The 23,991-nt window shown below is 57.4% G+C and carries 22 protein-coding genes; 13 read left to right on the top strand and 9 right to left on the bottom strand.

The annotated features are described in order from the left end of the window. Nucleotides 1-106: 106 nt before the first annotated feature. From GPM19_RS02825 to GPM19_RS02815, 3 genes are all read right to left on the bottom strand, one after another. The gene (locus tag GPM19_RS02825) at nt 107-586 is read right to left on the bottom strand and encodes a HipA N-terminal domain-containing protein (RefSeq protein ID WP_227842110.1); all 480 of its coding nucleotides are present in this window, start codon (nt 584-586) and stop codon (nt 107-109) included. Beyond that, nucleotides 576-839, bottom strand: a complete 264-nt coding sequence (locus tag GPM19_RS02820; RefSeq protein WP_160417371.1) for a helix-turn-helix transcriptional regulator — start codon at nt 837-839, stop codon at nt 576-578. The genes GPM19_RS02825 and GPM19_RS02820 overlap by 11 nt, the downstream gene beginning before the upstream one ends. Before the next feature lie 312 nt (nt 840-1,151). Further along, the gene (locus tag GPM19_RS02815) at nt 1,152-1,670 is read right to left on the bottom strand and encodes a cupin (RefSeq protein WP_160417370.1); all 519 of its coding nucleotides are present in this window, start codon (nt 1,668-1,670) and stop codon (nt 1,152-1,154) included. A 189-nt stretch (nt 1,671-1,859) separates the two neighbouring features. Here GPM19_RS02815 and GPM19_RS02810 point away from each other — a divergent pair, with 189 nt between their 5' ends. Beyond that, the gene (locus GPM19_RS02810) at nt 1,860-3,533 is read left to right on the top strand and encodes an isovaleryl-CoA dehydrogenase (RefSeq protein WP_160417369.1); all 1,674 of its coding nucleotides are present in this window, start codon (nt 1,860-1,862) and stop codon (nt 3,531-3,533) included. A gap of 154 nt (nt 3,534-3,687) precedes the next feature. On the opposite strand, the gene GPM19_RS02805 is transcribed toward GPM19_RS02810, so the two are convergent. Further along, the gene (locus GPM19_RS02805) at nt 3,688-4,191 is read right to left on the bottom strand and encodes a hypothetical protein (protein WP_160417368.1); all 504 of its coding nucleotides are present in this window, start codon (nt 4,189-4,191) and stop codon (nt 3,688-3,690) included. 197 nt (nt 4,192-4,388) lie between these two features. On the opposite strand from GPM19_RS02805, the gene GPM19_RS02800 reads away from it, so the two are divergent. Then, the gene (locus tag GPM19_RS02800; RefSeq protein ID WP_202114662.1) at nt 4,389-4,865 is read left to right on the top strand and encodes a phosphate-starvation-inducible PsiE family protein; all 477 of its coding nucleotides are present in this window, start codon (nt 4,389-4,391) and stop codon (nt 4,863-4,865) included. Nucleotides 4,866-5,030: 165 nt separating this feature from the next. Here GPM19_RS02800 and GPM19_RS02795 read toward each other — a convergent pair whose 3' ends face one another. Then, nucleotides 5,031-5,249 carry a hypothetical protein gene (locus GPM19_RS02795; RefSeq protein ID WP_160417367.1) on the bottom strand — a complete coding sequence of 73 codons (219 nt, stop codon included), beginning with the start codon at nt 5,247-5,249 and terminating at the stop codon, nt 5,031-5,033. A 234-nt stretch (nt 5,250-5,483) separates the two neighbouring features. Here GPM19_RS02795 and GPM19_RS02790 point away from each other — a divergent pair, with 234 nt between their 5' ends. Then, on the top strand, nt 5,484-6,221 hold the full coding sequence (locus tag GPM19_RS02790; RefSeq protein ID WP_160417366.1) for a tellurite resistance TerB family protein: 738 nt from the start codon (nt 5,484-5,486) through the stop codon (nt 6,219-6,221). A gap of 38 nt (nt 6,222-6,259) precedes the next feature. Here the strand turns inward: GPM19_RS02790 and GPM19_RS02785 are convergent, their stop codons facing one another. From GPM19_RS02785 to GPM19_RS02775, 3 genes are all read right to left on the bottom strand, one after another. Then, the gene (locus tag GPM19_RS02785; protein ID WP_202114661.1) at nt 6,260-7,102 is read right to left on the bottom strand and encodes a glucose 1-dehydrogenase; all 843 of its coding nucleotides are present in this window, start codon (nt 7,100-7,102) and stop codon (nt 6,260-6,262) included. Between the two features lie 141 nt (nt 7,103-7,243). Beyond that, the gene (msrA, locus tag GPM19_RS02780; protein ID WP_160417365.1) at nt 7,244-7,882 is read right to left on the bottom strand and encodes a peptide-methionine (S)-S-oxide reductase MsrA; all 639 of its coding nucleotides are present in this window, start codon (nt 7,880-7,882) and stop codon (nt 7,244-7,246) included. A 162-nt stretch (nt 7,883-8,044) separates the two neighbouring features. Continuing rightward, nucleotides 8,045-8,977 (bottom strand): LysR family transcriptional regulator, encoded by a 933-nt coding sequence (locus GPM19_RS02775; protein ID WP_160417364.1) that lies wholly within the window; start codon nt 8,975-8,977, stop codon nt 8,045-8,047. Nucleotides 8,978-9,144: 167 nt separating this feature from the next. On the opposite strand from GPM19_RS02775, the gene GPM19_RS02770 reads away from it, so the two are divergent. The 10 genes from GPM19_RS02770 to GPM19_RS02725 all read left to right on the top strand — a co-directional run bounded on the left by GPM19_RS02770 (nt 9,145) and on the right by GPM19_RS02725 (nt 22,104). Further along, nucleotides 9,145-10,656 carry a CoA-acylating methylmalonate-semialdehyde dehydrogenase gene (locus GPM19_RS02770; protein WP_160417363.1) on the top strand — a complete coding sequence of 504 codons (1,512 nt, stop codon included), beginning with the start codon at nt 9,145-9,147 and terminating at the stop codon, nt 10,654-10,656. Nucleotides 10,657-10,677: 21 nt separating this feature from the next. Further along, a complete protein-coding gene (locus GPM19_RS02765) occupies nt 10,678-12,354 on the top strand; it encodes a GMC family oxidoreductase (protein ID WP_160417362.1) in 1,677 nt (558 codons plus the stop codon). A gap of 239 nt (nt 12,355-12,593) precedes the next feature. Then, nucleotides 12,594-12,800, top strand: a complete 207-nt coding sequence (locus GPM19_RS02760; RefSeq protein ID WP_114485639.1) for a cold-shock protein — start codon at nt 12,594-12,596, stop codon at nt 12,798-12,800. Between the two features lie 245 nt (nt 12,801-13,045). After that, the gene (locus GPM19_RS02755) at nt 13,046-14,815 is read left to right on the top strand and encodes an SLC13 family permease (RefSeq protein WP_160417361.1); all 1,770 of its coding nucleotides are present in this window, start codon (nt 13,046-13,048) and stop codon (nt 14,813-14,815) included. A 67-nt stretch (nt 14,816-14,882) separates the two neighbouring features. Further along, a complete protein-coding gene (locus GPM19_RS02750) occupies nt 14,883-15,548 on the top strand; it encodes an alpha/beta hydrolase (protein ID WP_160417360.1) in 666 nt (221 codons plus the stop codon). Nucleotides 15,549-15,554: 6 nt separating this feature from the next. Next, nucleotides 15,555-16,244 carry a DUF4040 domain-containing protein gene (locus tag GPM19_RS02745; protein WP_160417359.1) on the top strand — a complete coding sequence of 230 codons (690 nt, stop codon included), beginning with the start codon at nt 15,555-15,557 and terminating at the stop codon, nt 16,242-16,244. Continuing rightward, nucleotides 16,241-17,737 carry a complex I subunit 5 family protein gene (locus GPM19_RS02740; protein ID WP_319928084.1) on the top strand — a complete coding sequence of 499 codons (1,497 nt, stop codon included), beginning with the start codon at nt 16,241-16,243 and terminating at the stop codon, nt 17,735-17,737. The genes GPM19_RS02745 and GPM19_RS02740 overlap by 4 nt, the downstream gene beginning before the upstream one ends. Next, entirely contained in the window at nt 17,737-19,245 is a 1,509-nt protein-coding gene (locus GPM19_RS02735; RefSeq protein ID WP_160417358.1) for a proton-conducting transporter transmembrane domain-containing protein, read from the top strand. Before GPM19_RS02740 ends, GPM19_RS02735 begins: the two co-directional genes overlap by 1 nt. Then, the gene (locus GPM19_RS02730; protein WP_227842109.1) at nt 19,242-21,053 is read left to right on the top strand and encodes a complex I subunit 5 family protein; all 1,812 of its coding nucleotides are present in this window, start codon (nt 19,242-19,244) and stop codon (nt 21,051-21,053) included. Before GPM19_RS02735 ends, GPM19_RS02730 begins: the two co-directional genes overlap by 4 nt. A 58-nt stretch (nt 21,054-21,111) precedes the next feature. Further along, nucleotides 21,112-22,104, top strand: a complete 993-nt coding sequence (locus GPM19_RS02725) for a YihY/virulence factor BrkB family protein (RefSeq protein WP_160417357.1) — start codon at nt 21,112-21,114, stop codon at nt 22,102-22,104. Between the two features lie 109 nt (nt 22,105-22,213). Here GPM19_RS02725 and GPM19_RS02720 read toward each other — a convergent pair whose 3' ends face one another. Next, a complete protein-coding gene (locus tag GPM19_RS02720; RefSeq protein WP_160417356.1) occupies nt 22,214-23,623 on the bottom strand; it encodes a PhoH family protein in 1,410 nt (469 codons plus the stop codon). Nucleotides 23,624-23,991: the final 368 nt, after the last annotated feature.

Below are 23,991 nucleotides of genomic sequence, written 5' to 3'. Positions count from 1 at the left end.
ACAAGTAAGTTACTTATTTTTAAGTGGTTTAAAGGCACATAAATTGAGCGCGCAAGGAATTCACTTGTTGATTTCCTTGCGTTTTTTTATAGTGTTGCACATGGTCTTACACGGAACTGTTAATCAGCAGTAATTTGTTTTGAGCGCCGGCGAGTGAGATACGCGCCTCTTCGCCTTGTTGCGAGAACAAAGGGCCTCGTTGCCGCTGTTGCAAGTGTTCCGCCACGGTCTCCCAGCGAATAGGCCGGTAGTGCGGCGGAGCCGGTGACTCGCCCGGTGAAAGCAGGGTGAAGCCGCTGGCCGTATCTCCACCAATGGCTTTCAGCAGCCCAAAAACAGTCGTGGTGTGATGGCGAAGTCCCAGGTGGTGGCGAAGATCACCTTCCGGCAGAAGGTTCTCAAAGTAAGCCAACACGTTATCGCCTGCGTGAACCTGCTGCGAGAGAGGCATTGAAGGGGACAAACTCACCGCTTCGGAGTACTCCAACCACTCAGGGGCATACTCGAAGCGTAGTGGCTGGGTATCGTACAACCACCCGACGTGCCTTTCGCCTTGGTACACAGCCAAGGTATCGTCACTTGCCATGGCGGTTGCCACCCTTGCGTCTCACGACGACTTCAAGCCCCATCAAGTCCAGCACGTCCAGCACTTTCTGCAACTGTAGCGTCGGCTTGCCCCGTTCCAAATCGACGATAAAGCGATTGCCGGTGCCGGCGAGACCGGCCAGATCGATCTGTAATAACCCTTGCTCGGCACGTAGCTGGCGCACCAGTTTGCCAAGGTCTTCGCTTTGGCGAATGGTAGTGGTCATGGGGGAGGAGGCGTTGTTGGAAGTCATGGGAGCCTGGATGTGATTACCGTTCGGTAAGTCTAGGCTTAAATATTGTGCTCTACAACCAGATAATTACCGAGCGGTAACTGTGCGATTTTAGGGGCTAAAAACGCCCTAAAAATTACCGATCGGTAATCAACTATGTCGCCTTGTGACACTGGGGCAAGACTCCGTCTGTCTGAAAGGAGTTATTGCGCTGCCAAACCGCAGCTGAGTGGGGTAACGTCTTGTCTTTCCCACCTTCGCAGGCGGAGTTGCTCTTTAGGCTTCTTCCATTCCCTCTACCATGAATCTACTGTCGGCAGTGCCTTGGACCATTTAAGTGGCTTGTCCCCACAGCGGTGTCAGTGGCCCGCCTACCGGGGTGTTTTCTGGTATGTCCACTGAAGCCACCCGCGCTTGTGCGGCCGCAAGCTGTGCCGGGTCGCCGCGCTCTATCTCGGGGTATTGCTCCGGTGGGTAGGCGCCTACCATGCAGAAATCATCGTCTGCTTCCAGGCTGGCATGCCCAACCCCCGCTGGAAGCACCAGCACGTCGCCCGCGTAAAGCATCAGCTCACGGCCGTTAGGCCCACCCAGCCGTGCCCGGGCCTTCCCACGGAAGATGCCCAATGCTTCGTGTGCGGTGGAGTGAAAGTGGTCGAAGTCATACAGATGGTAGCGCCACGCCGGTGGCCAGCCGTGGCGTTTGAACATGGTTTCGAATGTATCGGCTCGCTCCTCGGCATTACCGGTGTCGAGAACCTGACGGTAAATCAGCACCGGCAGCGGGGAGTTGGGGTAGCCGTTGGCTTCATCGCTGTCAAAATGAAGTAGTTCGGGCTGGGGAATGCTCACCATGGCCTCCTGGCACTGGGTTGAGTGGTTGGATTAAGTAACGCTATTCTTCAATAGTAGGTCGCTTCTATTTTTATTCATTCATTTTTTTTGGATGATGATTCAAGCAGGCTACGTGGCCTACCGGGAGACCTCTAGAGTACGTGAGCGCAAGGGATGATGGCTGCCCCTGGCACGAGGAGAACACCAATGAGTGAGTTACCCGCACCCATGCAGGACCGCTTTGGCGCGGCCACGCACAGGGTAAAGAACCAGCCCGCCCCGCTTGAGGACTACAACCCTTACCTGGCCGACCCGGTACTGCAGACGGCGGTGAAGCGCGAAGGGGCCGGCTGGGCGGAGGAGGAGATCTGCAGCTTTGCCGAGTGGACGGGCCGCGCCGAGACCATCGAACTGGGGTTCCAGGCCAATGCGCAAAAACCGCGGCTACGCACCCACGACCGTTACGGGCATCGTGTAGATGTCGTGGATTTTCATCCCAGCTATCACGCCTTGATGAAAGCATCCATTGAGCAAGGCTTGCACAGCCGACCCTGGCGAGAGCCTGGCCCTGGCGCCCAGGTGGCGCGGGCGGCGAAGTACTACCTGCAAGCTCAGGTGGAAGCAGCCCACGGCTGCCCTATTACCATGACCTTTGCCGCAGTACCGGCCTTGCAGCACGAGCCCGCGCTTGCTAGGTACTGGCAGGCGAAAGCCACGGCTGAGCACTACGACCCTCGCAATTGCCCCGATGGCGAGAAACAGGGCGTAACGCTGGGCATGGCGATGACCGAAAAGCAGGGCGGCTCGGACGTGCGCCAGAACACCACCCGGGCTTATTTCATTGGCCACGACGGCCATGGCAAGGCGTATGAGCTGGTGGGGCATAAGTGGTTCGTCTCCGCGCCGATGTGCGACGCCTTTTTGGTACTGGCGCAACTCGATGCGGGCCTGACCTGCTTTCTGGTGCCGCGCTGGCGCCCGGATGCCAGCAAGAATGCACTGCAAATTCAGCAGCTCAAAGACAAGATGGGCAACGTGGCCAATGCCTCGAGCGAGGCGGAACTGCGCGGCGCGCTGGGCTGGCGGGTAGGCGAGCCGGGGCGCGGCGTGCGCACCATCATCGAAATGGTCGGCATGACCCGCTACGACTGCATGATCGGCTCGGCGGCGGGCATGCGCCAGGCCACCGCCCAGGCGGTGCATCACGCCAGCCAGCGCAAGGCGTTTGGCGCCACGCTGAGCGAGCAGCCACTGATGCAGAACCTTCTGGCGGATCTGGCACTGGAGAGCGAAGCCGCCGCCACCTACATGATGCGCATGGCAAGGGCCATGGATAACCAGCACGATGAGCACGAGCGGCTGCTTTCACGTATCGCCACTCCAGTGGGTAAATACTGGATCTGCAAGCGCACGCCCAGCCACGCTTATGAAGCGATGGAGGTCATCGGCGGAACGGGCGTAATTGAGACCCACATCATGGCGCGGCTTTTCCGTGAATCGCCGGTGAACGCCATCTGGGAGGGCAGCGGCAACGTGCAGTGCCTGGATATTCTGCGCGCCATCGGCCGTGAACCGGCGGTGCTGGAAGCGTACTTTGCCGAGCTGAACCGAGCTTCCGGTAGCGAGCCTGCCTTTGACCGCTTTGTCGGCCAACTCAAGGCGCAGTTTGCCGATCGCGAAACCCTCGAGTACCGCGCCCGCCAGGTGGCAGACAGCATGGCCCTGGCACTGCAGGCTGCCCTGTTGATTCAGCATGCGCCGAGTGCGGTGGCGGATGCCTTCGTCGCCTCGCGCCTGCAGCCACAGCCCGGCATGAACTACGGTTGCCTGCCAAGCGGACTGGACTGCGGGGCGATTATCCAGCGAGCCCGGCCTCAGTAGCGCCGTGTTTAAACAATCTCAACCAGAACAAGGATGCAGCGAGAGTTATTGCAAAGGAAACACTGAACAATTCGTCTCGGGATCACCTACGAGGCCTCTTGTTGCCTAGCTCACCGTATTGGATGACGTAAGCGGTATGGCAGAGCTGGCAGCGCTATTTTTGCTCGGGTACGACCACGATCACGGATTCCAGCCTTTTCTTTTCCAGAGTTGCCAAAGCAATGGCGTAACAATCTTCGACATGGCTGTTTCCCATGTACTTCATGGCGGTGAAGCTGATGCCGCCTGCCACGGCGCTGCCGACGAAGGGAACGAACTTGGCAACCCCTTTCGCCGCTACCTTGCCTGCCGCCTTGTTTAGCAGCAGCACGATCAGCTTTTTGGTGATGTATTTCCCGGCCATCTTGCTGCCCGTGTTGGAAATGGCGGTCATCACAAACAGCTTGGATTCGGTGTCGAGGCTTTCGATCTGTTCAAGCGATAAACCAAATTTTTGATTAATTTCGGGAATTAACCGCATCAATATGGCAACGTCTGACCCTATATCTACACCAGGGATTGGAATGATCGCTGCGCCGGCAGAAAGTCTTGAACTCTTCGTGACCAATGAATGACACGACTTTTTAACGGCTTCGAGATCTTCCAGTGACTCGATCATTGTGTTGTCCTCTTTTCACGAACGACAGGGTGTTTTCTGACGGCGAACTTACCCGAGAGAATCGTTATGGCGACCCCTCACTAACTTAGCAGTTAGACAATCATCGGCGATAAAAGGGTCACTCACAGCGGTTGAGACAGTGGTCGGCGTATTGAACAATCAAGGCCTGGTTTCGTGGGGCCGATCGGGAGAAATCGATGCAAGACGATGGCAACGACAAGGAAACATCTCAGTCGCACAGGCTGTTGCATGACGAGTTGCCGAAGGAGCATGAAGATCCGCTGATCAGGCGGTTGCATATCATCATTCGCTACGCCATCAAGCTACTGGCGGTAATGATGGTGCTGGTAATCATCTGGGGCGTCCTGGATGTCATCTATGTGCTCTACACCAAGTTCATCTCACCGCCAGTAATGCTTTTTGAAGTCGCCGACATCTTCGTTATCTTCGGTGCCTTCATGGTGGTGCTGATCGCCGTGGAAATCTTCATCAACATTCGGCTTTACCTGGGCACCAATGTCTTGCCCATTCGGCTGGTCATCGCGACGGCCTTGATGGCTATCGCGCGTAAGGTGATCATCTTGGATATTGCCACCATCTCGGCCGAAGAGATGCTGGCCATCGCGGCTATCGTGCTGGCGCTCGGCGTGACCCATTGGCTGGTGGGCAAGTAGGAGTAGGGTGAGGCTCCTGAGTTGAGATCCATGCCGACACCATCCCGTCTCACCATACGTCCCGAAACGGTCCACGACGCCGAAGCCGTCACCGTGCAGCTTTCCGCGAGCCCCAGCGTCAACGCACCGGGAGCTCGTGGTCGGGCATCAGGGTGTTGATAGCGGTCAGGAATCCTGATCGTCGAGCATCATCTGGATCATGGCCTCGAGCTCTTCGACCTTCTCCTCAAGTGCCTTGATCTTGCCTTCTTCCTCGGCAGTCTTGATGTAGTTGTCGTTGATCTTGGCCATATGCTTCTCGACGGCTTCGGAATCCATGGCTAGGGCAGAGCCGGCCATCATCAGGCTTGTGAGCAGGCCAGCGGTCAAAAGCTTCATTTTCATGTCACACCTCGTCGTGTCGAATTGTTGAGCACTTGAGACCTGCCGTCACCACCTCTCGTCAGGTCTAGGCTTTAGTGTGACGGAGCAAGAAAACCTTACATGCCAAACGCACAAGCCTGGCAACGCTTGGGTAAGGTGGGCGACAGTCACTAGATCGGCGCTACACTGTCCAGATCATCTCACGAAGCCAGATCCCGTCACCAAACCAGAGCAGCGACAGCCAAGAGGCCGATCATGAACGCAAGCAAGATTCTTCAGCAGTTGATGCAACAAGCCGGTGGCAGCAGCAATAACAAAAAAGGCAGCAGCGGCACAATGGATGTGAAAGGCATTCTGGAAGGGCTTTCCAAGCAGCTGGGCGGTAACGAGGGGCAAAAAGGGCAGTCCGGCAAGGCGTCAAGCGAGGGCGGTTTCGATATGAAAAGCCTGCTGGGCGGTAGCGCCATGGGGCTATTGGTGGGTTCCAGACGCGGCCGTAAACTGGGCGGCAAGGCATTGAAGTACGGCGCGATTGCCGGGGTGGGCATGTTGGCCTGGAAGGCTTGGCAGAATTCCCAGGCAAGTGCCTCTAATGAAGCGGCCGAGGGTAAACCGGTGGAGAGCCTGAGCGGTTCCACTCAGGAGCGGCGAAGCCTGGAATTGTTGCAAGCCATGATCATGGCGGCACGTGCCGATGGGCATATCGATGCGCGTGAGCAGGAACTGATTACTCAGCAAATCGACGCCCTGGGCGCTGACCAGGAGCTGCATGCCTGGGTAGAGCATCAACTCAAGGCACCGCTGGATGCCCAGGCGTTGGCGCGCGAGGCAGACTCCCCGCAAGCCGCCCGTGAGATCTACCTGATGAGCGTGGCCGTGATCGATGAGAAAAATCCCATGGAGCGTGCCTGGCTGGAGCAACTTGCCTCGGCATTGAAGCTGGAGCCGGGCATGGTCGATGAGCTGGAGCGCCAGGCCCTGGCCGCAGGGTAGAGAGCGATACAGTTTTTCAAAAAAACGTCTCGAAAGCGTCAGCCGCCAACGAGATCTCCCCCGTTGGGATGCAGCGTCTGGCCGGTCATGAAGGAGCTATCCTCGCAGGCCAGAAATAGCATGCATGAGGCGACTTCATTGGGTTGGCCAGCCCTGCCTAACGGTGAACCCTTGCCGAATTTGGCTAACTTTTCCTCGGGGAAGGAGGCGGGAATCAATGGCGTCCAGATAGGGCCGGGGGCCACCGCATTGACCCGAATGCCGTCTTCCGCCAGCTTGCTGGACAGGGCACGTGTCAACGACAGAAGGGCGCCCTTGGTGGCGGAATAATCCACCAACAGGTCCTGGCCGCGAAAGGCGGTGACCGAGGTGACATTGATAATCGAAGCCCCGGCTTTCAAATGCGGCAAGGCGGATTGCACCACAAAAAATGGGCCGAACAAATTGGTATCGAAAGTGCGTCGAATCTGCTCTTCGGGAATATCGGTGACGTTGGATTGGGCGTACTGTTCACCGGCGTTGTTGACCACGATATCCAGGCCACCGAACCGTTTAACGGTTTCCTCCACGGCCCGCTTTGCTTCCTGCTTGGTGCCGATATCGCCGTTTAGCGCGAGACCGTCACAGCCCTCGTCTCGCATGAGGGCCAGGGTGGTCTCGGCATCCTCGTGTTCATCCTTGTAATGAATAGCGACATTGGCGCCTTCGCGTGCGAACAACACAGCGGTGGCGCGTCCAATCCCGCTATCGCCCCCGGTAATCAGTGCGGTCTTGCCTTTGAGCCGATCAGAACCGGGATAACGCGGTTGGTAGTCGGGCTCCGGTGACATGAGATGTTCCATGCCGGGTTGGCGTGGTTGAGCCTGTTCTGATGTATCCATCGTTTATTTATCCTTTTCTATACATTACACATTGACGTTGAGCCTCTTCACCTGAGCTATCGCTAACGTGAAGATTGGCTTTTGTCGGCAGTATAGAAAAGAAGGTGCGGTTATTCTTGGCTATTCAGCGAGGCGGTATGTTCAATCGGCGCCGGTAAATGTCGGCCCGCCGGCTTCTTCACCCCAGACCTCCTCCAGGCGTTCGTCACGCCCACAGCTGTAACGGTAAAACTTGTAGCGCAGTGGATTGCGTTCCGCGTAGTCCTGATGGTATTCCTCGGCTTCCCAGAACGTATCGGCGGGCACGATCTGCGTGGCGATGTCACGGCCGAAATGCGCTTCCAGCTCGGTTTTTGAGGTTTCCGCCAGGCGTTTTTGCTCTTCATCATGATAGAAGATCGCCGAGCGGTATTGAGAGCCGACGTCACAGAACTGGCGGTTCTCGGCGAAGGGGTCGATGTTGCGCCAGAACACTTCCAGAAGCTGCGGGTAGCTTATCTGCTCCGGGTCATAGTGAAACTGAACTGCTTCAGCATGGCCGGTATCGCCCTGAGTAACGGCTTCATAGCTAGGGTCTTCCACGCTACCCCCGATATAGCCGGAGACAGCATCGTCAATGCCCGGCTGGCGTTCAAAGGGAGGTTCCATGCACCAGAAACAGCCACCGGCAAAGGTGGCAAGGCGGGTGTCGTCAGTCTCGGCAAGAAGACTGGAGGAAGCGCTCAGCCCTAGCGCAAGGACCAGAGGGCTGAGCAGGAAAGTGTGCATCGAGTGGCTCATAGGGGAAGCGCTCCAGTATGGGTGTACCTCTCCCATTGAGTGTCAGTCGCAGTAAGGGTTCCGTGAAGGGAGTTAAGACGCCGCATGGTTAACGCTTAATAGATTGTTTTAATGCTTTTGTATTGGCTTTTTTTCGGTTTAATTTGTTGATATTTATATTTTTTACATTCCGGGGTTAGTGACTGAAACGGATACTTCCGGCCGGCTTTTCCATACCTCTGCCAATATCTCCAGTGTGGTGCGAATGGCAGATTCCTCGTAACGGTCACGGCGCCAGATAACGCTGAGGGCACAGGCCAGGCGTATGTTGTCGACCACAAGCAGACCGTGCTCTTGGCGTTCGCTCATCGCCAAGGCATCCCGTGCCAGGCTAAGGCCGACCCCAGCGCGTACCAGATCCAGCATGCAGGCTTCCTGGTCGACCTGAGCCACTTGATTGGGAACGGCGCCAAGGGGTGCGAGCACTTGGTCGAGCAGGCGGTGATGCACGGAATCACCGGGAGTGACGATCCACGGCAGCGCGGCAAGGCTTTTCCAGTCGCTCTTCGCCAGGCGCGCTTCCCAGCCGGCGGGGGCGATCACATGATAATGAAAGTGGGTCAGCTCCTGATGAGCCATCACGGCGTCATCGGGGCCTTCACCCGGAGGTGCGAGGAAAAACCCCACATCGAGTTCGCCGTTATGCACCCGCGATAGAACACTGCCGCTCATGCCGTGATGAAGCTCGGTTTCCAGCTGTGGCGCACGTTCGACCAGGCGGCGCAGGAAAGCGCCCAGCCGAATAAACTCGGGGTCGACAATGGTGCCGATCTTGAGGCGTCCCCGCAGGGTGCTGTGCAAGGCGGCGGCGGCCTGTTCGAAGGTCTGGGCGGCCGCCAGAGCATTTTCGGCGGCGGGAAGCAGCGCATGGCCGTCCGCGGTCAATGCCAGCCCTTGCGGACGCCGAATGAATAGCGTCAACCCCAAGATTTCTTGAAAGTGCTTCAGCTTGAGGCTGATGGCCGGTTGGGTCAGATGAAGGCGTTCGGCCGCGCGCGAGACGCTACCTTCCCGAGCGACGGTGACAAAGGCTCTCAACGCATGGAAGTCTTGCATGGGCTATCCACCTGGAGTGATATGAGTGCCTAGAGTGATATTAGTAAAGCTTATAACCAGCTTTTGAATTTCTCAATTGATCCCTGGGATGAGGACGATAAGCTGGGATCAACTGCAAGAATTCTTCTAGACCATTCTCCTAGATCAAGCTGACGGGACTTTCTTATATGTCTGACACAATAATTAATCATTATATCAATGGCCAAGTAGTAGAGACTGAACCCGCCCAGCGCCAGGATGTTTTCAATCCCGCCAGCGGCAAGGTGTCCGCGCAAGTCGCCTTGGCTTCGCCGGCGGATGTCGAAAGCGCCGTGGCGGCGGCTCAAGCCGCTTTTCCAGCTTGGGCGGACACGCCGCCGCTGCGCCGGGCAAGGGTCATGTTTCGTTTTCTGGAATTGCTCAATGCCCATAAGGATGAGCTGGCCCGGGCGATCACCCTTGAGCACGGCAAGGTGTTCACCGATGCCCAGGGTGAAGTCGCTCGGGGGATCGATATCGTCGAATTTGCCTGCGGCATTCCGCAATTGCTCAAGGGCGATTATACCGAGCAGGTCAGCACCGGGATCGACAACTGGACCATGCGACAGCCGTTGGGCGTGGTGGCGGGTGTCACCCCGTTCAATTTCCCGGTCATGGTGCCGATGTGGATGTTCCCCGTGGCGATTGCCGCCGGTAATACGTTCATTCTCAAGCCCAGCCCGCTCGACCCCAGCGCTTCCTTGTTGATGGCCGATTTACTCAAGCAGGCCGGCTTGCCGGATGGTGTATTCAACGTGGTGCAGGGGGACAAGGATTCCGTTGAAGCGTTGCTCGACCACCCGGACGTGAAAGCCTTGAGCTTCGTCGGCTCCACGCCGATCGCCAACCTGATCTACGAGCGTGGCGCCAGGAACGGCAAGCGCGTTCAAGCCTTGGGCGGGGCCAAGAACCATATGGTGGTGATGCCCGATGCCAATCTGGACAAGGCCGTGGATGCGCTTATCGGCGCCGCTTACGGCAGCGCCGGCGAGCGTTGCATGGCGATCAGTGTGGCGGTGTTGGTGGGCGATGTCGCCGACAAGATCATGCCGGCCCTGGCGGAACGCACCCAGGCCCTGAAAGTGAAGAACGGCTTGGAACTGGACGCCGAGATGGGCCCCATCGTGACCGCTCAGGCGCACCAGCGCATTACCGGTTATATCGAAAAAGGGGTTCAGGAAGGCGCCGAATTGCTGGTGGACGGGCGGGATTTCGATTCCTCCGTGACCGGTGACGGCAATGCCGAAGGCTTCTGGATGGGTGGCACGCTGTTCGACAACGTGGCCCCGGAGATGACCATCTACCGTGAAGAGATCTTCGGCCCTGTATTGGTCTGCGTGCGGGTGCCGGACGTGGCGACAGCGATACAGTTGATCAACGACCATGAGTTCGGCAACGGGGTGAGCTGCTTCACCGAAAGCGGCAGCGTGGCGCGTGAATTTGGCCGCCGCATTCAGGTGGGCATGGTGGGCATCAACGTACCGATTCCGGTGCCCATGGCATGGCATGGCTTCGGTGGCTGGAAGCGTTCGCTGTTCGGTGATACGCATGCTTATGGTGAAGAAGGCGTGCGTTTCTACACCAAGCAGAAGTCGATCATGCAGCGCTGGTCGGATTCCATCGATGCCGGCGCCGAGTTCGTGATGCCGACTGCAAAATAACCACGCGCGGAGACAGTGGCCATGGCTGACACCCAACAACAAACACATGACTACGATTACATCATCGTGGGCGCCGGTACCGCCGGCTGCCTGCTGGCCAACCGCCTGAGCGCCGACCCGAAAAACAAGGTGCTGCTGGTCGAGGCGGGGGGGCGCGACAACTACCACTGGATTCATATTCCGGTGGGTTATCTGTATTGCATCGATAACCCGCGCACCGACTGGTGCTTTCGAACCGAGCCCGACAAAGGCTTGAACGGCCGCTCCTTGCTCTACCCACGCGGCAAGACGTTGGGCGGCTGCTCGAGTATCAACGGCATGATCTACATGCGCGGTCAGGCCCGGGACTACGACGACTGGGCCGAGGCTACCGGTGATGATGCCTGGCGCTGGGAGCATTGCCTGCCGGATTTCATCAAGCACGAAAGCCATTATCGGTTGGACGACAATAGCGACAGCGATGCCGCACATGGGGATTTTCATGGGCATGGCGGTGAGTGGCGGGTAGAAAAGCAGCGCTTGAAATGGCAGGTGCTGGACGATTTTTCCGAAGCCGCCCAACAGGCAGGGATTCCCAAGACCAACGACTTCAATCGCGGTTGCAACGAGGGGGTGGATTACTTCGAGGTCAACCAGCGTTCCGGCTGGCGCTGGAACACCGCCAAGGCCTTTCTGCGTCCAGTCTGCACCAAGCGCGCCAATTTCACCTTGTGGCATTCCTCGCAAGTGCTCAAGCTTGAATGTCAGCCTAATGCGGACGGCACTTCTCGTTGTACCGGCGTGCGTCTTGAGCGGGAAGGCAAGGAAGTGGTCGCGCATGCCCGGCGTGAAGTGCTTGTCTGTGCCGGGGCTATCGGCTCGCCCCAGTTGTTGCAACTTTCCGGCATCGGCCCGGCGGACCTGCTCGCTGAACATGCAATTCCCATCGTGAAAAATCTGCCGGGGGTGGGAGAAAATCTCCAGGACCATTTGCAGATTCGCTCGGTATATAAGGTGAAGATCGGCTCCAAGACGCTCAATACCATGGCCAGCACTTGGTGGGGCAAGACGGGCATCGGCCTGGAATACATCTTGAAACGTTCCGGCCCGATGAGCATGGCGCCTTCGCAGCTGGGGGCTTTTACGCGTAGTTCCAGCGACTACCCGCATCCCAATATCGAGTATCACGTTCAGCCGTTGAGCCTGGAAGCGTTCGGCCAGCCACTGCATGCCTATCCGGCGATTACAGCCAGCGTGTGCAATCTCAACCCCACCAGCCGCGGCACGGTGCGTATCAAGAGCCGCGATCCACGAAAGGCGCCTGCGATTGCCCCCAATTACCTGAATACGGAGGAAGACCGGCGTGTGGCGGCAGATTCTTTACGGATTACCCGGCGTATCGCTGAGCAGCCAGCCTTCGCCAAGTATGAGCCGGAAGAAATCAAGCCCGGGGTGGAGTACCAGAGTGATGACGACCTGGCCCGGCTGGCAGGGGATATCGGGACCACCATCTTCCATCCGGTAGGAACGACGAAGATGGGCCGGGAGAACGATCCCATGGCGGTGGTGGACTCGCGTTTGCGTGTGCGCGGCGTGCAAGGCCTGCGCGTGGTGGATGCCGGCGTGATGCCCACCATCACCAGCGGCAACACCAACTCACCGACCCTGATGATTGCCGAAAAAGCGGCGGGATGGATCCTGCAAGAAACTAATGGGTAGTGAATAATGAATGGTGAGTAAGTTTTTGGCGAACAGTAAGCCCTCGGTGAACAAATGCAAATAAGGTTTGACGGGGGCTGAGGAAAGGTGCAGAATGCGCGCAGTTGGTTAGCAAGTCGCACGAAGTCAGCAGTATCGAAACGCTCTATAGCATCGAGTCTGGTGAAGGTTTCTTGTTCTACCCACTGTAATTCGGGTATTTCCCGGCTCTATATTTTAGCTATTTGAGGAATTCGATAATGGCAACTGGCACAGTTAAGTGGTTCAACGATACTAAAGGTTTTGGTTTCATTTCTCCGGACGATAATGGTGACGACCTGTTCGCTCACTTCTCCGAAATTCAAGCCGATGGCTTCAAAACTCTGCAAGACGGCCAGAAGGTTTCCTTCGACGTCACTCAGGGCAAGAAAGGCCTTCAGGCTTCCAACATCAAGGTTGTCGGTTAATTCCTTCAGCATGATGTTCGCTAGTTAGGCTTTCGAGCCAGACAAGCAGAAAAGACCCGCTTCGGCGGGTCTTTTTGCGTGCCTATGATTCACGTTCTTCAAGAATTAGCCCTTTTCTATATCGCTTAGCTTAACTCTTTTCTGCCTTTTTATTCTTTTATGGAATTTCAGAATTTCTAAAAATAACTTTTTAGAATATAGGATGGGCGTCACAATGCAGCATCACGTTATTAATGGATACTGTCATGTCGTTGGATGCCTGGGTTTCGGTAACGGTAGTGCTTACTATCTTTCCCCTGATGGCCTTTACCCGGCTCGGGCCCGATATTATTTTGCTCGGTGCCGTCATTTTACTGTTGACCCTCGGAGTGATCGACCCCAGCCAGGCGTTGGGTGGTTTTTCCAATAGCGGCTTGTTCACCGTTGCGTTCATGTACGTACTGGTCACCAGCATCCGGGAAACAGGCGGCATCGACCTGCTTATCCGTCATGTGCTGAAACGCCCCGATTCGGAACGCACAGCGCTGGGCCGCTTGCTGATCCCCGTCGCGGCCTTGAGCGGCTTTCTCAATAATACGCCGGTGGTGGCGACCTATATTCCTGCCGTGATGAGCTGGAGCCGCCGCCTGGCATTGTCTCCCCAGCGCTTTCTCATGCCATTGAGTTTTGCCTCCATCCTGGGGGGCACCATGACCCTGTTCGGCACCAGTACCAATCTGGTGGTCCATGGGCTGCTGCTTGAGCGCGACCCGGCATTAAGCATGGGCTTGTTCGACTTGGCCTGGGTGGGGGTGCCGGTGGCGGTCATCGGATTGATTTATCTGATCGTGCTGGGACCATGCTTGCTCCCACGCCGCCACAGTGCTTCCACTGCCTTCGATAATCCGCGGGAATTCACCATTGAAATGGAAGTGGCGCCTGATGGGCCGCTCGTGGATCGCAGTGTCGAGGAGGCTGGATTGCGGCATTTGCAGGAGCTATTTTTGGTGGAAATCGAACGCGAGGGAAATATCGTCACGGTGGTAGGTCCGGGGGAAAGACTTAAAGCCAATGATCGACTGGTATTCGCCGGGACCTCTGATGCTGCGGTGGAATTGCAGCAGATTCGCGGCCTAGTTCCCTCGCGCCACGGAGATTTTAGTCTGGAAAAAGACTTCAAGGAGCGTCGGCTGGTGGAAGCGGTGGTCTCGGATCAGTGCCAGTTTATCGGTAAGCGTATTCGAGATGGCCATTTTCGCACCTTATACGGTGCCGCTGTATTGGCTATCTGCCGGGGAGGCGAGCGCGTGGCGGGTAATCTGGGTCAGGTACGGTTGCAGCCTTCCGATGTGTTGCTGCTGGAGGCGCGGCCGCCTTTCATCGAACGCCATCGCCAGTCGCGGGATTTTCTGTTGATCAGCCAGCTCAACGGAGCGGCTCGGCCGGTGCATGAAAAAGCCGGGCTGGCCTGGGCAATTCTGGGCGGGGTTGTCATGCTCGCGGCTTTTGGTCTGATGAGTATGCTCAATGCCACCATGCTTGGCGCCGCCGCTGTACTGTTGACCGGCTGCTGTTCAGTGAGTGCGGCCAAGCGTGGCCTGGATACTCAGGTACTGCTGACCATTGCCGCCTCCTTTGGCGTGGGAGCGGCACTGGAAAGCAGTGGGGCTGCCGCCCAAGTGGCGCAATCGGCCTTGGCGTTGGCGGGAGGCAATCCCTTGTTGCTGCTGATAGGGGTATATTTTCTAGTGGCGCTGTTGACGGAACTCGTCACCAATAATGCTGCAGCCGTGATCGTTTTTCCTATCGTCATGGCCAGTGCCGAAAGCCTCGGCGTCAACCCCATGCCCTTTGTGGTCGCGGTGATGTTTGCCGCCTCTGCCAGCTTTTTGACACCCATCGGTTACCAGACCAACCTGATGGTCTATGGTCCCGGTGGTTATCATTTCGGTGATTTCCTGCGGTTAGGGGGTGGGCTTAACTTACTGACCGCAGCCGTGGCGCTGGTTTTAATTCCTGTGGTATGGCCGTTTTAAGAATGGCGCTCGCTGTGATTGATGCTTTACGCTAGGGTATCGCTTTTGATTGAAGTGGAAGCTACCCATGAGTAACCCCGGTGAACTGATCCTTGAACCGCGCAACGGCCAGCCCGCCAACGCCTGTGTGTTTATTCTGCACGGCCTGGGTGCCGACGGTAATGATTTCGAACCCCTGGTGCCGGCGCTGAAATTGCCGGAAGGGGCCAATGTACGCTTTATCATGCCGCATGCGCCACGCTTGCCGGTCACGATCAACGGTGGGATGGTAATGCCGGCCTGGTACGACCTGCAGTCCATGGACCTGGATCGGCGAGTGGATGAAAAGCAGTTGCAGGCTTCTGCTGAGCGGATCAAGGGCTTGGTGCAAGAGCAGATTGATCAGGGCATCGATAGCCGACGCATCATCATGGCGGGGTTTTCTCAAGGAGGGGCGGTGGCTTACGAGGTGGCGCTGTCTTTTCCTCAGCCGCTGGGTGGGTTGTTGGCCTTGTCGACGTACTTTGCCACCGCCGACAGTATTCAATTGGCCGATGCCAACCGGCATATTCCCATAGAGATCCATCACGGCAACTTTGATCCGGTGGTGCAGGAAGCCTTGGGACGGGCTGCCTATGAGCGGCTCAAGGCCTGGGATTACACGGTGAACTATCACCGCTACCCCATGGCGCATGCCTTGTGCCCGCAACAGGTGCAAGATATCGGCACTTGGCTGAGTGAACGCCTTGCATGAGCCATGATGAATGCCACTCCGCCTCTTTTTGACCTGCTTTTAGCGCTGGGGCTCACCGCCTTGGCGCTAGGCTGTCTGTTTGATCGCCATCTGGTACGTGCTTGCATTGTGTTTGTCGGTTTTGCTTTGAGCATGGCGCTTGCCTGGTGGCAGCTTGGGGCACCCTGGTTGGCGCTTGCTGAATTTTCGCTGGGCGCTGGATTGACCGGCTGCAGCCTGTTTTACGCCTTGGGTATCCTTCCGCCCGGTTCTCCCTTGCCTCCACGGCGCGACTGGTTTCGCGAGCCCTTTCGACAAGCTGCCATTCGCGCGGTACTGGCGCTGGCATGGATGGGCATGATTGGTACGGCTCTCAGACACAGCGTACCGGTGATGGCTTACTCACCTATTCAACAACCTTTATTGCTGGCCGGGGTGGCGATGAGCGCTCTCGGGCTTGGAGCGTTCGCCTTGCACCGGCACTTGTTGCGCCGGTTGCTAGCATTCAATGTGCTGGGTTCCGGGGTGTTCCTGTTGCTGGCGGGGTTGACGGGCACCGTGGCTCAGGCGCAGGCATTGATCATCACGGGGTTGGGAGTGGCCTGGTTAGGTACCTTGCTGGGTGCCATGCTGATACGACGTTTGTATCACTTGCAGGGAGCCAAGGCGCTTATCAGCGATAATGAAAGCCTCCGGCAAAAGCGATCAGGGCCATGATGAGCATGCGCTTCGGCCTGGTCGAAAGCTCACAGATGGTATTGCCTCTCACCTACCCGGCGCTTTGGGTGGCTCTGTGCCTGCCTTGTCTCTTGGGTGTGCTGGGTGCCTGGCTGCGCCCTCAACGTACCTGGCCTATCTTGCTGGCTGGGCTGCCTCTGGTGGCCAGCGGCATCGTGCTGTTGATGATAGTCGAGCAGTACGGCTTGCAGCGTTGGCAACTGGAATGGGGCAAGCTGACCGTACAGTTGCGCCTGAATGGCCTGAGTGTCTTGCTGTTGTTGCTCACCCAAGGGTTGGGGCTGGTAGCGGCACTCTATACACCGGGTGAATTGCGCCACGCTGACCCAGCGCAACGCAGCCTGGAGCGCTGGCTGTGGCCGCTGCTAGGGATACTGATCAGTTCGCTTTCGCTGATCTGGGTGGCAGCGGATCTGCTCACCCTCTATGTCGCTCTGGAACTGATGGGGTTGAGTGCCGTCGCCATGTTGTTGCTGCCGGGTAAGGTGGAGGCGCTGGTGGCCGGCATACGCTACTTGCTGTTGGCGTTGGTCGGCTCGCTGATGTATTTATTGGGAGTGGCGTTGATTCTAGGCCACTGGGACAGGCTGGACCTGGCCGGTCTGGTGCAAGTGGTGGAAGCGGGGCCGGTGGCCTGGACGGCTGCGGCGTTGTTGGGGGCGGGGCTGGCCCTCAAGGCGGCCTTGTTTCCGTTGCATGCCTGGCTGGCCCCGGTACATGGCAATGCCTGGGTGCCGGTAAGTGCCTTGCACGCCGCCCTGGTGATCAAGGCGTCACTGTTCATCCTGTTGCAGTTATGGAGCGTGTTGATCCCGGACAGCATCTTTGCCGCTCAGCTGGTCGCCTGGCTCGGGGTGATTGCCATTTTTTGGGGAGGCGGGCTGGCCTGGCGTGCGGTGGAATTGAAGTCCTTGGTGGCATATTCCACGGTCGCTCAGATGGGGTATTTGATGGTGGTGTTTCCCCTGTTGCTGGGCCCCGGCATCTCGGCATCGGTGCAGGTGTTGGCCTGGCAAGGGTTCTGGCTGTATCTGGTAGGCCATGCCCTGGCCAAGGCGGCGATGTTCCTGGCCGCCGGAAATCTGATACTCGCCACTGGGAAGACTTCACTGCAAGGCCTGGTCGGTGCCAGTCGTCAGTTACCCTTGTCATTGCTGGCCTTCGGCGTCGCCTCGGTCAGTTTGATCGGATTGCCCCCGAGCGCAGGCTTCACCGCCAAGTGGTTATTGTTGCGGGCAATGGTGATGCAGGCCCAGTGGGCCTGGGTGGCAGCGCTCCTCTTGGGCACCTTGCTTTCCGCCGCCTATGTGTTTCGCGTGTTTCGCTACTCCTTTGTCGAAACTTCTCCTCATTATGCGTTTCGTGCCTTGCCCCCTTGGCTGGATGGCTTGGCGCTCGGCCTGGCGTTGGCTTCTTTGCTGCTAGGGCTGTTTGCCTATGGCCCCTTGAATCTACTGCAAGGGGACCGCTGATGAACGCGGCCTGGTTGCCGCCAATGGCGTTGTCCACTTCTCTGTTGGCAGCGGTGGTTATCTTTGCGCTGCCGGAAAACGCTTGGCGTTGGCGTACCGGCGTTAATCTGGGGGCGGCGCTGGTCAAGCTGACACTGGTGGTGCTGTTGGGGTACCGCGTAGTAGAGGGGCATCGCGATACGTTTCGTTTTCCGGTAGTGGAAGGCATCGACTTCGTCTTGCGCGCCGATGCCTTGGGCATGATGTTTGCGGGACTTTCGTCATTGCTGTGGTTGTGCACCACTCTCTATGCCATCGGCTATTTGGAGGGCTCACCCAACCGGAAGCGTTTTTTTGGTTTTTTTAGCCTGTGCGTGGGCAGCACCTTAGGCATTGCGCTGGCGGGCAATCTCTTCACCTTCCTGATTTTTTACGAAATGCTGACCTTATCTACCTACCCCTTGGTGGTGCATCGCGGTACGCCGAAGGCATTGGATGCCGGGCGCGTTTATCTGCGTTATACCTTGGCAGGAGGCACGGTATTACTGCTTGGTGTGGTGCTGTTGTATAGCCTGGCCGGTGAGCACTCTTTCGCCTTGGAAGGCAGCGGCCTTGAAGTCTTTCTGCCCGACTACCGCGGCTTGTTGCTGCTGATCTTTGCGCTACTGGTCGGTGGGTTGGCGGTCAAGGCGGCCATGGTGCCGGTGCATGGCTGGTTGCCTCGTGCGATGGTTGCCCCGGCGCCGGTCAGTGCACTGCTGCATGCGGTGGCGGTGGTCAAGGCCGGCGCCTTTGGGATATTACGCGTTGTCTATGATGTTTTCGGCATCGAGCTCAGCGTGGAACTGGGTATGACCACCGTATTGGCTGTGGCGGCCTCGATCACCATTGTCTACGGCTCGCTTCGGGCGCTGGCTCAGGAGGAGCTCAAGTCGCGCCTGGCTTTCTCCACCATCAGCCAGGTTTCATACATTGTGCTGGGAATCAGCTTGTTCGGCCCCTTTGGCACCATTGCGGCACTGACTCATCTGCTTCACCAGGGCCTTATGAAAGTCACCTTGTTCTTCTGCGCCGGCAACTACGCCGAAGAGCTGGGGATTCATCGCATTGATGAGCTTAACGGTGCCGGGCGCCGCATGCCCTTGACCAGCCTGGCGTTTACCGTAGGTGCTCTGGGGATGATCGGCTTGCCACCGGTAGCCGGTTTTATCACTAAATGGTATCTGGGCATGGGGGCCGTGCAGGCGGGTATGCCCTGGGTAATCGTGGTGCTGGTGGCGGTTAGTATGCTCAATGCGATGTATTTTCTGCCTATTCTATATCGTTTGTGGTTTCGCCTGGGCCCGGCTCATGGTCACGGCGCCTGGCCCGAAGAACGACGCCTGGGGCATATGGAAACCAGTGCCTGGCTGTTATGGCCGATGGTTGCCACCGCCTTGCTCAGCCTGGGTGCGGGGCTGTTTGCCGCCATGCCGTTCAGCCCCTTGGGCTGGGCTACTGCAGTCGCATTGGGAGACTACCTGCCATGATGCTGCCCGATACACTTACCTCCAGTGCGCTCTGGTTCAACAGTCTGCTGGGCCTGGCTTTGCTCTGGCCGTTATTGCTGTCCATTAAGGTGATGTGGCGCCATGTTGCTGCAGGCGATCAGGGGGTGGTGCAGTACTTGAACGGTTGGTGGCTGAGCGCCGCCTGGCCGGCATTGGGGTTAGTGCTAGTAGGTAATGGTCAATGGATACTGGATGGCTGGATACTCGGTGGGCAATGGGAACTTACAGCCCTGAGCCGAGCGTGGTTGATGTTCACTGCCTTGCTCTGGGCCTTGGCGGCCTTGCATGCCCGAGGCTATTTCGCCCATGAGCAGGCCGAGGCAAATGCTGGAGATACCGCCGCAAGACGGCGCCTGTTGCGCCTTGCCGTGTTATGGCCATTGACGTTGACGGGCAATATTCTTTTGATCGTCGCTCAGGATATTGCCAGTTTCTATCTTGGCTTTTCGCTGATGACTTTTGCCGCCTACGCCCTGGTGATACATGACGAGTCGCAGCGAGCGGTTTTGGGTGCCCATGTTTATTTGATCATGGCGGTGCTCGGCGAAGGCATGGTGCTCGGGGGCTTCCTATGGGTGGCGGGGGAGGCGCAGGTACTCACCCTGGAAGGGCTGCGTGAAGGGATTGCCCAAGCCCCGCATGGGGTGGCCATAGCGGCGCTGCTGTGGGGTGGATTTGGCATCAAGGCCGGGGTGATCGGCCTGCATGTATGGTTGCCTTTGGCGCACCCGGTGGCACCGGCGCCTGCCAGTGCCGTCTTGAGCGGGGCCATGATCAAGGCGGGTTTGCTGGGCTGGCTCAACGTCTTGCCGTTAGGTAATTCTTTGCTCAGCGAAGGATTCTTGCGTCTTGGTCAGCTGATCATGGTCGTCGGGTTGCTGGCGGCTTTCGGGGCGGCGATATACGGCGTGATGCAGCGTCATCCCAAGGCGGTGCTGGCCTATTCGAGTATCAGTCAAATGGGCATGATGACCACTCTGGTGGCCACCGGCCTGACAGCACCCGACAACTGGCACCTGGTCTGGCCGGCGCTGGTATTGTTCGTCGCTCATCATGCCCTCGCCAAGGGGGCGCTGTTCATGGGCACCAGCATCAGTGAGCATCTACCGGCTTGGCCACTGACGCTGATGTGGGCGTTGCTGGCGCTTCCCGGGCTTTCGCTGGCAGGCACGCTGGGAGCAGGAATGGTATCCAAATGGGGGTTCAAGTCGGCATTGTACGACAATGAACAAACCACCTTGATATGGCTCTTGTCGCTGGCAGCGATAGGCACCGCCGCGCTAGTGAGCGTGGCGTTGTGGCGCCAATGGCAGCAGCGTCAGGTCGGCAAGGGAAATGGCTGGCAGCTTTATGCTTGGCTGGCAACCTTGGGGCTGGCGCTGATTACGCCTGTCTGGTTACCGCTACCGGCGGAGTCCATGCCGTTTCCTCCCTTCGCTGAATGGCCGGGACTGGTCTGGCCACTCCCCTTGGGAGTATTAGCCGCCGGGCTGGTGTTGACGTTATGGACGCCAAGGCCTTTTATCGTACCGACCGGTGATCTCTGGTGGCTATACGCCGCACTCGGGCGTGCCGGCGCCAACGTCTATGGTGCCATGGTGCACCGCTTGTTCATCACCAAGGCCTCCATAGTGACGCGCGCATTGGCGATGGAAACCCTGCTGATGAAGCGCCTGGAACAGCTCCTCGCCAGCGACGCCTGGATGCGCCGCCATGCCAGTGGCTTGATGATGGCGCTCGCGGTGGGATTGGTGGCACTGCTAGCATGGGAGAATATTCCGTCGTGAAAGTTGCTGTATCATCCAGACAATTTCATGGCATATTTTTCCCGACGCGAGAACTTTCATGAGCGAGCGGTTACGTGGTCGTGAGGCCGAAGTGCCCTGTGACATTCCGGTAAAAGGCTGGCTGGATATCGCCTGGCGGGTCAAGCAGCAGATGGAAGCTCATCGCATCACCATGCTGGCGGCCGGTGTGGCGTTTTACGCCTTGCTGGCGATATTTCCCGCGATTGCCGCAATGATTTCGCTATGGGGGTTGCTGTTCGATCCTTACGACATCATTCGCCAACTCAATGAGCTCAGCCGTCTGATGCCGCCGAATGCGGCCACCTTGATCGACGAACAAGCGCAGAAGCTTATCGAGGAAATCGATACAGGGCCGGGTATCACGGCAGCCTTGGGCACGGTATTAGCCATTTTTGTGGCTTCCAAGGGCGTCACCGGACTTGTCGTGGGGCTTAATGTCGTTTATGGGCAGGTAGAAAAACGCGGGTTAACCAAGCGCATCCTGGTAGTGGCCGCCCTGACATTCGGCTTGCTCGGCATTACCCTGCTCACCCTGGGGTTTATCGCCCTGTTCCCGCTGGTGGTCAATATACTGGGAATACATAGCCCCTATGATCGAATCGTGGGTTGGTTGCGCTGGCCGCCGCTGCTAGTGCTTATGAGTGTCCTGATTGCACTACTGTATCGCTTCGCTCCTTACCGGCGCGCGCCACGCTGGCAATGGCTGAGCGTGGGAACCTTGGTCGCCACGGGATTGTGGTTGCTTGGCTCCGGTGGGCTCTCCTTGTATGTGCGCTATTTTGCCAATTTCAGCGAGCTCTACGGCTCGTTAGGGGCGGTAGTGGTATTGATGTTGTGGTTCTGGCTTTCGGCCTTCGTCATATTGTTGGGCGCGGAAATCAACTGCCAGATGGAGCGCCAGACCCGGCTGGATACCACGGTCGGTGAGCCGCGTCCGATGGGGGAAAGAAAAGCCCATGCAGCAGATACGCTGGGACCCATGCATCCCTGGCAAAAGCCAACCCACCATTTACCCAGCGATGAAGATTAACCATCTGAACAGAGCGTGTCTGTTGAGTCGCGAAGGCCGGGGCGTAATGCCCCAGCGGTGGAGTGATATGACTATCAAGTTATTGATATTAAAGTTTTTATATCGAATTCTATAACAGCTCTTCAGCGGCCAGTGCCAGGCGCGAGCGTTCCACGCTGGTCAAGGTGATATGCCCGGCGTGGGGCCAGTCGCGAAAACGTTCGACCACGGCGGCCATGCCGCAGGTGTTGGCGGTGAGGTAGGGAGTGTCGATCTGCCCCACGTTGCCCAGGCAGACGATCTTGGTATTGCGACCGGCACGGGTTACCAGTGACTTAAGTTGCTTGGGAGTAAAATTCTGTGCCTCATCGATAATCAGGAAGGTATCGTTCAGGGTACGCCCACGCATAAAGCCCGGCGAGCGAATCTGGACGCGAGAGCCGATCAATGAACGGGTGGCGTCATTGTCCCAGCTGCTTTCTCCATCGTCATTGCGCAGCAGGTTGTCCATGTTATCGTGAAAGGCCCCCATCCACGGCGACATCTTTTCTTCCTCAGTACCGGGCAGAAAGCCGATATCCTCGCCCATCGGCACGGGTACGCGCGTAAAGACGATCCGCTCGAATTGCTTGAAATCCAGTGTCTGCTGGAATGCCGCCGCCAGGGTCATGAAGGTCTTTCCGGTTCCTGCATTGCCGGCGATGGTGACCAAGTCGATCTCCGGATCCATCAAGAGATTGAAGGTGAAGTTTTGGCGGCTGTCGTGGGCATGCACGCCCCATACGCCGGTGTGATGACGGTAATTGGTCAGCAGCTCCAAGCGTGCGCTGGAGGGACCCAGCTCGCGTACAATGGCCTCGAATTCAGCGCCATTTTCACCATCGGACACCAGCATGCCGACATGCCAGTCATGAGGCATTATTCCGCTGAGCTGATAAAACGTATGGTTTTCGAGACGCTCGACCTTCACCTCGACATTAAGCGATCCCCATAGTCCCTTGGCATCCAGACCGACGGGTACGTAGACCTTGGCTCCTTCAATCATAGTATCGGAATCGGAAAATACCCGATCGTTGAGATAGTCCTCTACCGGTACCTTGAGTGCAGCCGCCTTGACCCGCAGGTTAATGTCCTTGGTGACCAGCACCACCGAGGCATCGGGCCTTTCCTCACGTAGCCGACAGGTCTCGGCCAGAATACGGTTGTCGGGACTGTCCTCCATATTATCCAGTGGCTTGAGATCCTGATAACAGAGGAAGCGCAGACGGCCGGTTTCCCCGCTGAGCTTGGGGATGAGAATTCCTTGCTGAATCTCCTGGAAATCGACCTGGTTGGTCAGGTCCGAAAGGGCGCGGATGATCTGGCGTGCCGTGCGGGCAATCTCGCGAATGCCGTTCTTGTGTTTGTCGAGTTCTTCTAGAACCGTCATGGGAATGACCACGTCATGCTCATCAAAGTGATAGAGCGCGGTGGGGTCATGAATCAATACGTTGGTATCCAGCACGTAAAGCCGTGTGGCTTTCTTATCGAATCGTACCATCGGTCAAAGTTCTCCTTGGTTGACGGCAACATCGACACTGGCACTGAAACCTTACGGTCATGTGACAGGCTCTCAACTGCTTTAGCCAGTGTCGCTTCCCTGACACTTATCCGCTCCGCCTCCTTTGATTTTGAGATGGGATTCAAGGCATATTTCTGACTCCATTCAAGCATGAGTGGCTTTTTCCGACTTTGCCACATGGCGTTTAAACGCAGCGTACCTTGCCTCATGGATTCAGCTGACAACTTTCAGGCTCGGGGAATCATCGCCTCCGATCAACGTTTCGTTTACGGATATGTTTCCTATACTTCCGTTATATCTTTAATGCAGCTGAGAGCCATTGAGTCGTCGGGCAAGAAATAGTGGAG

The organism is Vreelandella zhuhanensis (assembly GCF_009793355.1).
Classification (GTDB): Bacteria; Pseudomonadota; Gammaproteobacteria; order Pseudomonadales; family Halomonadaceae; genus Vreelandella; species Vreelandella zhuhanensis.
The sequence above is the reverse complement of the archived record's forward strand: the minus strand, read 5'-3'. Positions and strand labels throughout refer to the sequence as shown.